Source organism: Candidatus Omnitrophota bacterium (genome assembly GCA_028712255.1).
Lineage (GTDB): Bacteria > Omnitrophota > Gorgyraeia > Gygaellales > Profunditerraquicolaceae > UBA6249.
Window position 1 is genome coordinate 61817 of sequence record JAQTQJ010000003.1, and the last position, 15984, is coordinate 77800.

A 15984-nucleotide genomic window follows, 5' to 3' on the forward strand; every position below is an offset into this window, starting at 1 on the left:
ATTTATTTTCCTCCTTTAATAACACCAACTATGCGTTCTAAATCTTCCTGCGAATAAAATTCGATATTGATATGCCCGCGTTTTTTTCTTTTACTTATCCTGACCTTAGTGGCCAAGGCATGTTGAAGCTGTTCTTCAAGAATTGCCACAAGCGGTTCACGAGTGCCTTGACCGATACTTCTTTTTATTGAGCTAGGCCGTTTACTTTTTATCAGATTCTCCAGCTCGCGCACCGAGAGCCCCTTGGCAATGGTATCCTGCGCAAGCCTTCGCTGTTGGTTCTCGTCCTCAATCTCAAGTAATGCCCTACCGTGTGCAAAACTAATCCGGCCCTTTTTCATCTCCCCCTGAATTTCATGAGGAAGTTTAAGCAGGCGTAAAGTGTTAGTAATGGACACTCTTGCTTTACCTAAAACTTCACTGATTTTTTCCTGAGTAACTTGGAATTTATCAATTAAGTGTTGATAAGCATGCGCTTCTTCAATGGGATTTAATCCTTCCCTCTGGATATTTTCAATCAAAGCTAATTCAAGAGAATCCTGGTCGCTGACCTCTCTAACAATAACTGGTATCTCTTTTAATCCCAGCAAACTAGAGGCGCGAAATCTTCTTTCTCCGGCAATCAATTCATAATTGTCACCTCTTTGCCTAACCAAAAGCGGCTGAATAACACCTTTCTCTTTGATTGATTGCGCCAGCTCTTCAATGCTTTGCTGATCAAAATCTTCACGCGGCTGAAAAGGATTAGGTTTTATTTGTCCAGACTGGACATAAATAATCTCTTCTTTACGTGTTGTAGCATCAACCACCTTCTCAGGTATTAATGCACCCAAACCCTTTCCTAAAGCTCTTCTCTCCATTAAGCAGCTCCTTCCCATAAGGGAACACCGGCGCAATTCAAATAAACGCCGGGTGTAACTTATATTTGTAAGCCTAAAATTTCTCTGCTCAACTCTTCATATTTCTGAGCGCCTAAAGAGTCTTTATCATACAAGGCAATCGGCTTACCAAAACTCGGTGCTTCGGTTAAACGAATATTTCTAGGAATTACTGTATTATAGACTTTATCCTTAAAGTGATTGCGCGCTTCCTGAATAACTTCTTTAGTAAGATTGGTGCGAAAATCTGCCATAGTTAAAAGCACGCCTTCAACACTTAGGGTAGGATTAAGGTTTTCTTTTACAAGTCTAACTGTATTATGAAGTTGCGTCAAGCCTTCTAAGGCATAATATTCACATTGGACAGGAATTATTACTGAATCAGAAGCACATAGCCCATTAATCGTAAGTAATCCTAAGGAAGGCGGAGAATCAATAATCACAAAATCAAAATTTTCTTTTTCAATTTGCAAAGCCCTTTTTAATCTATACTCACGGCCAAGCGCCCCAACCAGCTCCACCTCTGCACCAGTTAAGTCTAAATTAGAAGGGGCAAGTAAAAGATTATCAATTGCTGTTTTTTGTAAAATATCGGCGAGCTTTAATTCTTCAAGAAGAATATGGTATGTGCTTTTTTGAATATCATGTTTATTTATTCCAATACCGCTAGTAGCATTTGCTTGAGGATCCAAATCAATGAGCAAAATTTTCTTCCCTGCCATAGCCAGGTACGCCGCGAGATTAATCGAGGTTGTAGTTTTACCTACCCCGCCTTTCTGGTTACAGATTGCGATTATTTTACCCATTGATATTATTATGGTTACGTAAGGTTCCCCGAGAAACGTACCTTTTTAACTAAATTAATTATCTCAAAACTAAAATACTTGTCAAGTATTTTCTTTGTTAGAAATTACGCTTACACGTACCTTTGCTGGCTTAGCTCCGGGCATACCAAAAAGCCCCTTTTTCTCCTCGACTACACTTTCTATTTTTACACGGTTGCGCGGGAGTTTTAATTCTTGCAAGGCCTTTTCAATGGCCTCTTCCACAGTCTTCCCTTCAACTTCAATATATTTTACTTTTTTCACTTTTGACTATTAATTTTTACTTGATAACTCAACATCAATATGCTATTTACAAACCAATAAAGTACCAATCCCGACGGCATTTGGTAAAAAATAACTCCAAACATGATCGGCATAATGATCATCATTATTTTTTGTTGTTGAGCAGCGTCACCAGTTGCTTTACCCATAGAAATCTTTTGCTGAACAAACATGCCAATAGCCATCAAAATTGGTAAAATATTTAATTGGTTGCCTAACAACGGTATTGAATTTTTAAAAACAAAAAGCTTGTCCGGAGAAGACAAATCCTTAATCCACCAGAAATGCGCTCCTCTTAAATCTACTGAACGAATTAACGCCTGATAAAGCGCAAAAAATATAGGCATCTGCAATAAAAGTGGCAAACACCCGCTAAGCGGGTTAACCTTGTGCTCTTTATATAGCTCCATGATTTCTTTATTTAATCTTTGTGGATTATCTTTAAACTCCTTACGTAGAGCTTCGATTTTAGGCTGTAAGATCTGCATCTCTTTCATGGAGCGCATTTGTTTAATCGATAGGGGAAATAATAGAAAATAGACTGCAATGCTTAAGATAATTATGGCCAAGCCCCAATTATGAACTAGGCCATAGAAAAATCCAAGAAGTTGTAAAAGAAGCTGAGCAATAAAATCAAACATCCCAAAATATATAATAGGTGTCCATTCTGGTTTAATGCTGTTTAGCAGCTTAAGATCCTGTGGGCCTAAAAATATGCGATATAAATGTCCAATCTGAGCTCCAGGTTTTAAATTCTCATCATTATAAAAAATACCCACTTCTGATTCTTGCGAATTAATTTTTTTAACATAACCGCTAGAGGTAAAATTAACGGGCTCAACAATAGCGCAAAAATACTGATCACGCAGCCCAATAAACTTCACGTCTGGAGCACTAAAATCTTTACCCGCTCCGAGGTGTAAGGTTTTTTCCTTGCCTCCCAGCAAAACGTCCTGATATCGTGCTTGGGAATTTTTAGCCGACAAATCTAATCTTCCTAAAACTAATTGAGGTTTTTGCAACAATAGAGGAGAGGATGATAAATTTTGGGTCTTAATCTCTAACTCTATGACATAACTATTGTTAGGAATAGTGAACTTCTTGACAATACGCTTATCTTGATCTTCATGGACAAAACTGATGGTATCTTTAGTTATATTTTGCTGTTTAAAAACAAGGCCTTCGTCACTAAGAAAACCAATTTTAAGCGGTAGACGGTGCTCAATGTTATTTTTAAAAATTACCTCTAAAATAGCGGCCCTATTTGGATTAAAAATAATTTCTCGACTATCTTGAGTAAATTTAACAGTCTCTTTCACCTCATTGGCGTCCGCAGATAATGGAGCGACGCCTGATGGAGACAAGGTTGTCCCTGTAGCTACTGAAGTCTGCAATTGAGCATTTATCGCATTAACTCCTTTATTATCAACTAGTTGCGGCTTATGGCTTTGGCCAAAGGAAGCCAAACCATTGCCTTCCGGCTTAGGAGTTAGAGCTGACCAGCTCAGTAATACTAATAAAGATAAGGCAATGGCTAGAACTAAACGTTTTTCCATAGAATTTTATATTAAGGGATCATACCCTGAGCGCCGAGAAAAAGGATGGCAGCGCAATAACCTGGCTAACCCCTTACATACTCCTCTTATTATTCCGTATTTTAAAATTGCCTGCTTAGTATAATCAGAACAGCTTGGTTCAAACCGGCAACATAGCGGCAAAACCGGCCTTAAAAATTTTTGATAGCCTGCTATTAAGGCGATTGAAAAATTTCTTAGCTTTAAATACAAAGCCTTTTCCTGCCTTTGCTCCGTCGGCGCGCTAAAAGCTTTCTACCGGATTTAGAAGCCATTTTACTACGAAAACCATGGCGCTTTTTACCGACAATGTTTGTAGGTGTCTTTAAATTTTTCTTCATCTTTACCGCTCCTTTAGATTGTTAAATACTTTCGAATTTTGTGAATTGTAACATACATTTATTGCAAGGTCAAGTTTTTTATTGACGCCCAAGCATATTGTTGTATAATAACTAACGTTTAACTTTTTTACTTGCAAGGATTTTGGTCTCTGTTATAATAGCTTTGTTTAAAAAATTTGCAGTAACTATTTTATCCACAGATTTATGCAAGTTGTGTATAAGCTGTTAACTCTGTAGATACGGTTATAAAAACCATGGTTGAGCTTATTAAGAATTGGGAAGAAGCACAGGTAGATTTAAAGACAAGGATGGGCGATACTATCTTTGCTACCTGGATAGCTCCGCTGAAGTTTTTACCTCAAGATAACCACAGTATAAATCTTGAGGCTCCAGACCAATTTTTCAAAGACTGGGTAGAAAAACATTATCTTGAACTTATTCGGGATACCTTAAAACGTAAGGGCGTGGATAATCTGTTAGTAAAGTTAGTTGTCAGCACCGCTCAAAGCGATTTATCTATTCCTTCTAACAATGAAATCAGTATCAAGAACGCTCCATCTGCTAGTTGTATCAATCTTAATTCGCGTTATACATTTGAAAATTTTGTTATCGGGGCTTCCAATAGGCATGCGCACGCCTATTCTTTAGCTGTAGCCAACTCACCGGCTAAAACATATAATCCATTATTCATTTATGGAGGAGTGGGGCTGGGAAAGACCCATTTGATCCAAGCTATCTGCCATCAAATAAAAAACAATAACCCAACGGGAATAAAAATATGCTATGTTTCGAGTGAAAAATTTACCAACGAGCTTATCGACGCTATAGCGCATCGTTCTACTAATGCTTTTCGCCAAAAATACCGCAACCTCGATGTCCTTGTTATTGATGATATTCACTTTATCGCAGGAAAAGAATCTACTCAAGAGGAGTTTTTCCACACCTTCAATACTTTATATGATGCTCACAAACAAATTGTATTCTCCTCAGATCGGCCGCCTAAAGAAATTACCAACCTACAGGAACGGCTGATTTCACGGTTTGGGTGGGGCCTGGCTACAGATGTCCAGCCCCCAGATCTAGAAACACGCGTGGCAATCCTAAAGAAGAAAATTGAACGTGAACCCGTCACGGTTCCCGATGATGTAATATTTTTTATCGCTCAATTAATTAAAACCAATATTCGCGAACTAGAAGGCGCCTTAATCAGAACGATTGCCTATTCTTTGCTAGAGGAAGCTCCGGTTACCTTACAATTAACTAAAGAGGTACTGAAAGACCTGCTCAAAGAACCTACAAAATTAATTACTGTAGATTTTATCCAACGCTGCGTAGTCGAGGAATTCGGAGTTTCTTTACAGGACCTTAAAACAAAAAGACGCAACAAACAAGTTGTGCTTCCACGACAAATTGCTATGTATTTAAGTAGGGAATTAACGGATTTATCTCTCCCGGAAATCGGAGAACTTTTTGGTGGCAAAGATCACACTACAGTTTTACACTCTTACAATAAAATCAAGGAAGAGATTATCCAAAACCCGGAGCTAAAAGGAAGGGTTGAAAAAGTTATTCAAGTTGTTAAACAGTAATGCCCAAGTTATTAGAATACATTATTTCTCCTAAATATGCCTCAAACAAAGAGTTATGTGCTTGTTAACAAAAAGTAGGTTATATTACGACTATTACTGTTTTAAGTATTGAAATATATATAAATAGAAGGAGATTGAAAAATGAAACTTCGAGTAGAAAAAAATCATTTAATTAGTGCAATTCAAGCTGTACAAAACATAATTACTTCAAAATCAGCTTTACCTATCCTTTCTAATATTTTAATTGAGACTCAAGGGGCACTTTTGCGCCTAACAGCAACAGATTTAGATATAGGAATAACCTGTGCAATTCCTGGGGAAATCCTGGAACAAGGTGCGATCACTATTCCAGCCAAGAGGTTTAGTGATATAATTAAAGAATTCCCTTTGGATGTAGTTAATATTACTACTAAAAAAAACAACCAGGTGATTATTGATTCAGATATGTGTCAGTTTAAAATTATGGGGTTGGCTAAAGAGGAATTTCCAAAACTTCCTGAATTTAAAGATAAAAAAGTGATTAAGATTGAGCAGGGTGCTCTAAGACAAATGTTGTCATTAACCTCTTTTGCTTCGTCATTAGATGAAACGCGTTATGTTTTAAATGGTATTTTATTTAAAATTAATAAAGGAGTATTGGTTTTGGTAGCTACTGATGGTAAAAGGTTGGCGATTGCCGAGAGAAAATTGGTTGGAGTGGAAGTAGATATCGAAGTTAGTATAATTATTCCTATTAAAACAATCCAGGAATTAAATCGTAATCTTAAAGATATTGGAGATCTATCATTAGTGATTAGTAGTAATCAAGCGCTTTTTGATTTGGGCTCTGTTGCGGTTGTATCGCGGCTTATTGAGGGAGAATTTCCGGATTATAAACAGGTTATTCCCGTAGCATCCGAAAATAAAATAAAAATAGAGCGCAGTCAGTTTTTGTTAGCGGTAAAGCGAGCCGCACTTTTGGCTACGCCGGATTACCAGGCGGTAAAGCTAGAGGTTTTTAAGAACAAGCTGGTTATTTCTAAGTCTACTCCTGATGTTGGCGAGTTTCATGAAGAGTTGGTAGTAGAGTATCAAGGAAAAGAGTTGGTGATTGGTTTTAACCCGGTTTATTTAATGGATGTTTTAAAGAGTTTAGATGAAGATGTTGTTAATTTAGAGTTAACCGATGGTGAAAAACCAGGAGTTATTCGTATTAGTGGCTATATTTATATAGTTTTACCTATGCGGCTTAATTAGAAATATGGAGCTTTTAAAAAAAACCCTAGATGAGGTTATGCGCGGGCTTGGTGTTAAAAAAAACAATTCCTCAGTCGGAGATCCTCAAGAATGGTTAAAAAAAGCCTTGACAAAGAAAGAGTTGCAGCATATAAAAGTTAAATATTTCAATAAGGGAATGCTTGGTTTAAGTGTTGATTCTTCTGCTTGGCTGTATATTTTAAGCTTAAAAAAAGAAGAATTACTAGAAGGGTTAAAAAAAGAAAATTCCGGAATCAAAAATATAATTTTCCGTATCGGAGAAGTTTAAGTGAAAAAAACCAAAGAAGAAACAAAAAATAATCCTAAGCCCGATGATAAAACAAAGGCCTACGACGCCACCAGTATTCAGGTTTTAGAAGGCATTGAAGCGGTCAGGCGCCGCCCGGCAATGTATATTGGAGATACTTCAACGCGTGGTTTACACCATTTAGTTTTTGAAGTTGTTGATAATAGCGTTGATGAAAGCCTGGGCGGATTTTGCGATTTGATTTCCGTAGCCATACAACCGGATAATAGTATAACAGTTATTGATAATGGCCGCGGTATTCCGGTGGATATGCATAAAACTGAACATAAGCCTGCGGTTGAGGTTGCTTTGACCACTTTGCATGCCGGAGGGAAATTCGACCACCGTTCTTACAAAGTTTCCGGTGGTTTGCACGGGGTAGGGGTAAGTTGTGTTAATGCGCTTTCAGATTGGTTGGAGGTAGAGGTAAAACGGGATGGGAAAATTTATCATCAAAGATATGAGCGCGGTAAAACGGTTTCTAAGCTTACGGTTATTGGCAAAAGCACTTCTACTGGTACTAAAATTACCTTTAAGCCGGATAAAACAATTTTTCCCAAAACAGAATATTCCTATGATATCCTTTCCCAGCGCCTAAGAGAGCTGGCTTTTTTAAACAGGGGATTGAAAATAAAATTAAATGATGAGCGTTCGGATAAAGAGGCTGTTTTTGAATTTTCCGGAGGCATTGTTTCGTTCGTTGAATACCTGAACAAGAATAAAAATCCCCTGCATAACAAAGTAGTTTATTTTGAAAAGCTTCAGGATGATGTGAATGTCGAAGTAGCCCTGCAATATAATGATGGCTATGCTGAAACTATGTTTTCCTTTGCTAATAATATTAATACTGTTGAAGGCGGGACACACTTATCGGGCTTTAAATCCGCTTTAACCCGCGGTATTAATCAATATGCCAAAGCCAAGAATTTACTTAAAGATAATATTGCGATTACCGGCGATGATGTGCGCGAAGGTTTAACCGCAGTTATTAGTGTTAAGGTTCCTAGCCCTCAGTTTGAAGGCCAAACTAAAACTAAGTTAGGGAACTCTGAGGTTGAGGGGTTAGTTGCTTCTAGTAGCTTTGAGGCACTTTCTGGCTATTTTGAGGAGAATCCTTCGGTTGCCAACAAAATTATCGATAAAGTAATTGTAGCTTCGCGAGCCAGGGAGGCTGCGCGCAAAGCGCGTGAATTGACCCGGAGAAAAGGAGCCTTAGAAGGAGCTGGCCTTCCCGGAAAACTAGCGGATTGTTCTGAACGCGATGCGGCATTATGTGAGCTGTATATTGTGGAAGGCGACAGCGCCGGAGGATGTTTTTTTGGAGATACAAAAGTTGCTTTAACCGACGGACGTAATGTTGCCTTGAAAGAATTATTAACCGAAGAAAAATCCGGTAAACAACATTATTGTTATACCATTAATAGAGAAGGCGAAGTTAGTATTGGAGAAATAAAAAACCCAAGAATAACCAAAAAATCAGCCGAGGTTATTAAAGTCATTCTTGATAATAATGAAGAAATTATTTGTACTCCTGATCATAAGTTTATGCTAAGGGATGGTAGTTATAAAATGGCAAAAGATTTAATTCCGCAGGATTCTTTAATGCCGCTGTATCGCAAATATTCAAAAATTGGCCACCGCATTATAATTGAAGGATATGAAATGGTGTTTGATTTAAAGTCGAATAAGTGGATTTTTACCCACTTATTATCTGATAGATATAATTTAAATAGAAGTGTTTATTTAAAAGAACATGGGAATACAGTCCATCATAAAGATTTTAACAAATTAAATAATAATCCGGATAATTTAGTGCGTATGAATAAAGAAAAACATTTTTTATATCATACAACTGTTCTTGAAAAGACGCTGCATAGCAAAGAGGTAAAAGAAAAATCCAAAAAGGCACATCAGACGAAAGCGCATCGAGAAAAAGTTAGAAAAATTATGAGTACGCCGAAAATGAAACAGATGTTGAGTCAAAGAGCAAAAAAACAATGGGAAAATGATGAATATAAAAACTATATGATGCAGAAGTGTTTAGAATTCTATTATAGCCACCCTGATTATCAAAAGAAAAATAATCAAATTTTAGACTCTAACCAAAAGAATTATTGGTCTAAAGAAGAGAATAGATTAAAACAAGCCAGTAGGGTAAAAAAATATTTTAGCATCCATCCCGAAGCCAGAGAATATTTATTTAAAAAAGCCAAAACAGAATGGTCTGATACTAAGCTCTTGGCATGGAGAAAGCATAAGACTCAGGAGCAGCGGACGCCAGAATTTAGAACAAAGAGAACAGCCGCTTATAACCAGACTTATTTAGATCATAGTTTAGCTTTTGCCAGGATGGTATACGAGAGCCATGACAGCCTTTCCCTCTATAATGATGAACGAAGCATTCTGCCTATCCGTGATAATAATGTAGTAAAATTTAGCACTCTTTTAAACAGGTTTTTTGCTAATAATGAAAATAATTTGTTAGAAGCGGTGAAAAACTACAATCATAAAATAAAACGCATTGAAAAGCTTACGGAAAAATTTGATGTTTATGATATAGAGGTTCCGAATACGCATAATTTTGCTTTGGCTAGTGGCGTGTTCGTGCATAATAGCGCCAAACAAGGCCGAGATAGAAGGTTTCAGGCTATTCTGCCGATCAAAGGAAAAATTTTAAATGTTGAAAAATCCCGCTTAGATAAAATTTTATCCAACGAAGAGATTCGCACGATTATCACCGCTTTAGGTACGGGTATTGGCGAAGAATTTGACCTGTCCAAATTGAGGTATCACAAGTTAATGCTTATGGCAGATGCGGATATCGACGGTTCGCATATCCGTACATTGCTTTTGACTTTATTGTATCGCCAATTGCCGAAATTGGTTGAGGAAGGCCACGTTTATATTACTCAGCCGCCTTTGTATAAAATTAAAAGAGGCCAACGCGAGGAGTATATTCAAACCGAACAGCAGATGGATGATATGCTTTTAGATTTAGGGCGTGAAGGGCATAAATTGATCCGGGTAAAAGATAAGCAAACTTTTACTGATAATCAATTTAAGGAGCTTTTAAAGCTTTTGGTTGAACTGGACAAGCTAGGCAGGTATTTAGATAAAAAGGGAGTAAACTTTGCAGAATACCTGAGTTTTAGGCATCCAAAGACCAAAAAAATGCCTATTTATAGGGTAAAAGTGGATGGAAAAGACCAATTTGTTTATTCTGATAAAGAGTTGGCCGCGCTTACAGAAAAAGAGGGTAAAGAGATTGAACAGGATGTTCTGCATCTCTTTGAGGCACAGGAAATTGACGAATTCGTTTTGAAAATAGAAAAATTAGGAATAGAATTTGAAACGTATTTTAGCAGTATTATAATCCCCAAGCCCGGCACCGTGAAAGAGGGGGAGAAAAAAATTAAAGCAATTTATCGCATTGAGAATGATGGTGATGTAAAAGAGGCCTTTAGTTTAAAAGACGCGCTTGTTTATATTAAAGAAGTCGCATCCAAAGGTATGCATATTCAAAGATATAAAGGTTTAGGAGAAATGAATCCGCAGCAACTCTGGGATACAACGATGGATCCTGAGAAAAGGACTATTCTACAGGTAACTTTAGAGGATGCAGTTGAGGCGGATAAAATGTTTACCGTGTTAATGGGGGATCAGGTTGAGCCTCGGCGTGAATTTATTGAAAACCATGCCCATCAGGTAAAGAATTTGGATATTTAACTATGGAAATAATTATACCGGTTCAAGAGAAAAACAACGCTATTTCTCCTGTTTCCATTTTTAAACAGGCTTGGCGCGTTTGCTGGAAAAATGTTGGTAAGTTGAGCGCAATTTACTTGATTTTCAATTTACCGGTTACTATTATTTCTTTGTTCCCTGCGGTAAGGCAGTTTGCGGATCAAAAGCCGAGTTTGGCAGCCTTGCTTTGGTTTTTATTTTTGATTGTAATCAGCAGTTGGGGGCATGTTGCTTTATTGCTGGGCGCGAACAAGGCGGTCAGTACTGAGGATTATACAATTGGCCAGAGCATAAGCCAATCCAGGCTGTTTTTAGTAAAATATTTAGCACTCATTTTAAGTGTTACGTTATTCATTATGGTCATTATAATAGTGGCCGGAGTATCTGTGGTGGTAGCTTTGGTATTTTTGTCAGAGATTAACAAAATGTTGGCGGCGCTGATTTGTTCTGTTTTAGTAATTGTAGCTGTTTCTTCTTTAGTTTTCTTTTTACTGCGTTGGTCTATATCTGTATTGGTGTGCGTTTTTGAAAACAGTGGGCCCGTTTCGGCTTTAAAACGCAGTTTCTGCCTTGTTAAAGAACATATTAATCCCGTAGTAGGAGTTTATGGATTAATTATGGTAGTGGGCATAGCTTGTTTGGTTCCTATAGTTATTGCCGGGGCATTATCGTCCACAGGTTCGGATCTTAACCGAGCGCAGTTGGGATCGGTAATATACATGGTGCTTATTAATGCTGTATTGGTTCCGTTTTTTACAACGATGATAGTAGTATTATATAGAAAATTGAGAGAAGTATCAGAGGATTCATGTATACACGCAACGATAAAATAATTCAGGTTTACATTGAAGATGAGGTTAAAGATTCTTATCTAAATTACGCCATGAGCGTTATTGTCGGCCGCGCTTTACCTGATGTGCGCGATGGCTTAAAGCCCGTGCATCGCAGGATCCTTTATGCGATGCGCGAACTCAATCTTGAGCACTCCAAACCATATAAAAAATGCGCTCGTATCGTCGGCGAAACCATGGGTAAATACCATCCGCATGGCGATGTTGCTATTTATGATACGTTGGTAAGAATGGCTCAGGATTTTTCTTTACGATATCCTTTGGTCGACGGCCAAGGCAACTTTGGCTCGGTCGATGGTGATGCTGCAGCAGCTATGCGTTATACGGAAGCCCGCTTGGATGCAGTTGCTGATGAGATGTTAAGCGATATTGAAAAGGAAACGGTAAATTTTGGGCCAAATTTTGATTCATCTTTAAAAGAACCCCTGTTATTACCGGCAACCTTGCCCAACCTTTTGGTGAATGGTTCAAGCGGTATTGCCGTAGGCATGGCTACTAATATTCCACCTCATAATTTAACTGAAGTTTGCGAGGCGATTATTTATATCCTGGATCATCCTGAAGCAGAAATGAGAGATTTAATGCGTTATATTAAAGGGCCGGATTTTCCTACTGGGGGCTTAATTTGTGGTAAGGGAGGGATTAAAGATGCCTATACTACCGGGCGAGGTAAGCTTCTTGTACGCGCTCGGGCGACTGTCGAGCATCAGAAAAATGGCAAAGATCTGATTATTTTTACCGAAATTCCGTATCAGGTACAAAAGTCTGCCCTCATTGAGTCAATTGCTGGTTTAGTTGATGATAAAAAAATCGAAGGCATTTCAGATATCCGCGACGAGTCAGACAAAGAAGGCATGCGCATTGTCGTGGAGCTCAAACGCGATATTGAGTCTCAGATTGTTTTAAACCAGCTTTTTAAACATACTCAGCTGGAAAACACCTTTGGCATTATTATGTTGGCGTTGGTGGATAACCGGCCTAAAGTTTTAAATCTACGCCAGGTATTGGATTGTTATATTGAGCATCGCAAGGTAGTTATCCGTAGGCGTACGCAATTTGAGCTGGATAAAGCTTTAAAACGCGCGCATATTTTGGAAGGCTTAAAAATCGCGCTCAAATTTATTGACCGGATTATTAAAGTTATTAAGACCTCTAAGAGCGTAGAGGCGGCCAAATTAAATTTAATGAAGGAGTTTGAACTTTCAGAAATTCAGTCTCAGGCGATCCTGGAGATGCAATTACAACGCTTAACTGCTCTTGAGCGTGACAAAATTGACGCAGAGTATGCGGAACTTTTGAAGAAGATTGAAGAATGCCGGGCAATTCTGGGTTCACTTAAAAAAATTGAAGCTATTATTAAAGAAGAGTTAGAGGAACTAAAGAAAAAATATGGCGATAGCCGCCGCACCGATATTGTAGGAGAAGCAGAGGAGCTGGAGGTTGAGGATTTAATTGCCGAAGAGGATGTAGTGGTAACGATTAGCCATGGTGGCTATATAAAACGGCTGCCGGTAAGCGCTTACCGCAAACAAAAACGCGGAGGCACAGGGTCCACAGGGGCAGAATTAAAAGAAGAGGATTTCAGCGAGCATCTTTTTGTCGCTTCAACTAAAGATTACCTGCTTATTTTTACTGATAAAGGGCAGGTGCATTGGTTAAAGGTTTATGAAATTCCTCAGGCCAGCCGTATATCCAAAGGTAAAGCTATTGTTAATCTTGTACAGATGGAGCAGTCAGCCAAGGTTAGCTCAACTATTCCTGTAAAAGAATTTTCTGCGGATAAGTATTTGGTTATGGTTACTAAGATGGGCCAAATTAAGAAAACAAGGCTTGAGGCATACGGCAATCCGCGTAAAGGCGGGATTATCGGGATCACTTTGGATAAAGATGATATATTGATTGGCGTAGAGATGACTGATGGAAAACAGGAACTGCTTATCGGGACTCAACAGGGTAAGGCAATAAGATTCTCAGAAGACAAAGTGCGTGAAATGGGTAGGGGTGCTCATGGCGTGCGTGCGATATCTCTGGCTAAAAAAGATGAAGTTATCGATATGGTCGTTCCTCAAAAGGCATCAACAATATTAACAGTTACGGAATTAGGTTTTGCAAAGCGTACTACCATTGATGAATATAGATTGACTAGCCGCGGCGGCAAAGGTGTAATTAATATTAAAGTTACAGATAAAAACGGTCAAGCAGTAAATTTAAAGACTGTAAATGACAGAGATGAACTGATGGTCATTACGCAGAACGGAATATTTCTGCGCTGTGCGATAAAAGACATTCGCTCGACCGGCCGTTCCTCGCAAGGCGTGCGCTTAATTAAGTTGCAAGATAAAGATCGAGTTTCCTGCGTTGCTCCGGTGATTGCGGAAGAGGAAGCATAAAATTCGACCCCATCGTCTAGCCTGGTCCAGGACAAGAGCTTTTCAAGCTCTCGACACGGGTCCAAATCCCGTTGGGGTCAATAAAATTGTAGGTACTTAATGTGCGGAATAGTCGGATATATTGGTGAAAAAGAGGCACAGCCTATTTTATTATCCGGTTTAAGGCGCCTGGAATATCGTGGTTATGATTCTAGCGGCATAGCAATAATCCTTCCTAAAAAAGATAGCATAGGTATAAGAAAATCTCCCGGAAAAATCAATGCTTTAGAAAAATTAGTTAAGAATAAACCTCTTGGCGGTGTAGTAGGAATTGCGCATACTCGCTGGGCAACACATGGAGCTCCCACGCAGGCCAATGCTCATCCTCATCATGATTGTTCCGGACAGATTGCTGTCGTACATAATGGAATCATTGAAAATTATGAGGCTCTCAAGCTTCAGTTAATTAAAGAAGGGCATATTTTTAGTAGCCAGACAGATACTGAAGTAATTGTGCACCTAATCGAAAAATTTTATAAAGATCTCCCCCTTGAAGAAGCAGTATGTAAATCCCTTAAATTATTGATAGGTTCATTTGCTATTGGCGTAATTTCGGCAAGAGAACCAAATAAATTAATTGGTGCCCGTTTTGGCAGCCCTTTGATTGTAGGTGTAGGGAAAGGAGAAAACTTTCTTGCCTCGGATGTTCCGGCAGTGTTGGGTTTTACCAAAGAAGTTATTTTTCTTGATGAAAATGAAGTGGTGGTTTTAGGCAAAGATAATTTTAAAGTAAGCACCCTTGAGGGAAAAACCGTTTTTAAGAATATTACACATATTAATTGGGATATAGACCAGGCAGAAAAAAACGGGTTCGATCATTTTATGCTCAAGGAAATTAACGAACAGCCAAAAATTTTAGAAAACCTGATTAATTCTCGTATTAATAAAGAAACCGGTGCGATATTTTTTCAAGAGCTAAATATTACGCAGGCTCAGCTTAAGGAAATAAAAGAAATATTTATCGTTGCCTGTGGGACTGCCTATCATGCCGGCATGGTCGCCAAATATGCGTTGGAATCAGTTTGCGCAATCCCTACCCAGATTGATGTTTCAAGTGAATTCAGGTACCGGGATCTTTTGATTGGCCCGGAAACCCTGGTTATTGCTATTAGCCAATCAGGGGAAACAGCCGACACCTTAGCAGGTGTCCGAGAAGCCAAGCGTCGCGGTTCAAAAGTAATTTCCATATGCAATGTTTTAGGCTCGACATTAACCCGGGAATCCGACGGTATAATTTATACCCATGCGGGGCCTGAGATCGGAGTTGCCTCGACTAAGGCTTATACCGCCCAGTTAGCCGCTTTGTATTTATTTTCTTTTTATCTAGCCCAAATAAGCGGAGTTTTACCTGCTGCAAGAATAAAAAAATTATTGGATGAATTAAAAAAAGTCCCCAAGCACCAGATTGAGATTTTGAAATGGCAAAAGAATATCTCCAGGCTTGCGCGTAAACATTCGCACCTAGGGTCATTTTTATATTTAGGCAGGAATGTAAATTACCCCACGGCCTTAGAAGGAGCATTGAAACTAAAAGAAATTTCTTATATTCCGGCTGAGGGGTATGCTGCCGGAGAAATGAAGCATGGGCCGATAGCATTGATTGATGAGTATCGGGCGGTGGTTTGTATTGCGCCTTCCTCTAAAGTTTATGAAAAAATGATTTCCAATATTCAGGAGATCCGCTCGCGCAAAGGGAAAATCATTGCTATTGCCACTGAGGGGGACCGAGAAATTCAAGAATTAACCCGTGAAATAATTTATATCCCAAAAATAGAAGAAATGTTCTCTCCCCTTTTGGTAGTTTTACCACTGCAATTATTAGCATACCATATTGCTGTTAAGCGTGGTTGTGATGTGGATCAGCCGCGCAATTTAGCCAAATCGGTAACTGTAGAATGAGCCATAAGCGGTAAGTTTTAAGCCGTAAGC

The 15984-nt window shown here is 38.6% G+C and carries 13 protein-coding genes and 1 tRNA gene; 8 read left to right on the forward strand and 6 right to left on the reverse strand.

Annotated features, from left to right (window positions below; all coding sequences use genetic code 11):
- Positions 1–2: 2 nt before the first annotated feature.
- From PHC29_02455 to rpmH, 6 genes are all read right to left on the reverse strand, one after another.
- Positions 3–860: a ParB/RepB/Spo0J family partition protein gene (locus PHC29_02455; protein MDD5108358.1), complete on the reverse strand. Its 858-nt coding sequence runs from the start codon at positions 858–860 to the stop codon at positions 3–5.
- 59 nt (positions 861–919) lie between these two features.
- Positions 920–1684 carry an AAA family ATPase gene (locus PHC29_02460; protein MDD5108359.1) on the reverse strand — a complete coding sequence of 255 codons (765 nt, stop codon included), beginning with the start codon at positions 1682–1684 and terminating at the stop codon, positions 920–922.
- Positions 1685–1765: 81 nt separating this feature from the next.
- Positions 1766–1966 (reverse strand): Jag N-terminal domain-containing protein, encoded by a 201-nt coding sequence (locus tag PHC29_02465; protein MDD5108360.1) that lies wholly within the window; start codon positions 1964–1966, stop codon positions 1766–1768.
- Positions 1963–3540 carry a membrane protein insertase YidC gene (yidC, locus tag PHC29_02470; GenBank protein ID MDD5108361.1) on the reverse strand — a complete coding sequence of 526 codons (1578 nt, stop codon included), beginning with the start codon at positions 3538–3540 and terminating at the stop codon, positions 1963–1965. The genes PHC29_02465 and yidC overlap by 4 nt, the downstream gene beginning before the upstream one ends.
- 6 nt (positions 3541–3546) lie before the next feature.
- On the reverse strand, positions 3547–3771 hold the full coding sequence (gene yidD, locus PHC29_02475; GenBank protein MDD5108362.1) for a membrane protein insertion efficiency factor YidD: 225 nt from the start codon (positions 3769–3771) through the stop codon (positions 3547–3549).
- Positions 3762–3899 carry a 50S ribosomal protein L34 gene (rpmH, locus tag PHC29_02480; protein ID MDD5108363.1) on the reverse strand — a complete coding sequence of 46 codons (138 nt, stop codon included), beginning with the start codon at positions 3897–3899 and terminating at the stop codon, positions 3762–3764. The genes yidD and rpmH overlap by 10 nt, the downstream gene beginning before the upstream one ends.
- Before the next feature lie 254 nt (positions 3900–4153).
- On the opposite strand from rpmH, the gene dnaA reads away from it, so the two are divergent.
- From dnaA to glmS, 8 genes are all read left to right on the forward strand, one after another.
- Complete coding sequence (dnaA, locus tag PHC29_02485) at positions 4154–5488, forward strand: chromosomal replication initiator protein DnaA (protein ID MDD5108364.1); 1335 nt, start codon at positions 4154–4156, stop codon at positions 5486–5488.
- 141 nt (positions 5489–5629) lie between these two features.
- Complete coding sequence (gene dnaN, locus PHC29_02490; GenBank protein ID MDD5108365.1) at positions 5630–6724, forward strand: DNA polymerase III subunit beta; 1095 nt, start codon at positions 5630–5632, stop codon at positions 6722–6724.
- A gap of 4 nt (positions 6725–6728) precedes the next feature.
- Positions 6729–7013 (forward strand): hypothetical protein, encoded by a 285-nt coding sequence (locus PHC29_02495; protein ID MDD5108366.1) that lies wholly within the window; start codon positions 6729–6731, stop codon positions 7011–7013.
- On the forward strand, positions 7014–10757 hold the full coding sequence (gene gyrB / locus PHC29_02500) for a DNA topoisomerase (ATP-hydrolyzing) subunit B (GenBank protein MDD5108367.1): 3744 nt from the start codon (positions 7014–7016) through the stop codon (positions 10755–10757).
- Between the two features lie 2 nt (positions 10758–10759).
- Positions 10760–11608: a hypothetical protein gene (locus PHC29_02505; GenBank protein MDD5108368.1), complete on the forward strand. Its 849-nt coding sequence runs from the start codon at positions 10760–10762 to the stop codon at positions 11606–11608.
- Positions 11584–14016, forward strand: a complete 2433-nt coding sequence (gene gyrA / locus PHC29_02510; protein ID MDD5108369.1) for a DNA gyrase subunit A — start codon at positions 11584–11586, stop codon at positions 14014–14016. Before PHC29_02505 ends, gyrA begins: the two co-directional genes overlap by 25 nt.
- Positions 14017–14021: 5 nt before the next feature.
- Positions 14022–14096: transfer RNA gene (locus tag PHC29_02515), tRNA-Glu, on the forward strand.
- A gap of 19 nt (positions 14097–14115) precedes the next feature.
- The gene (gene glmS / locus PHC29_02520; protein MDD5108370.1) at positions 14116–15954 is read left to right on the forward strand and encodes a glutamine--fructose-6-phosphate transaminase (isomerizing); all 1839 of its coding nucleotides are present in this window, start codon (positions 14116–14118) and stop codon (positions 15952–15954) included.
- Positions 15955–15984 lie beyond the last annotated feature (30 nt).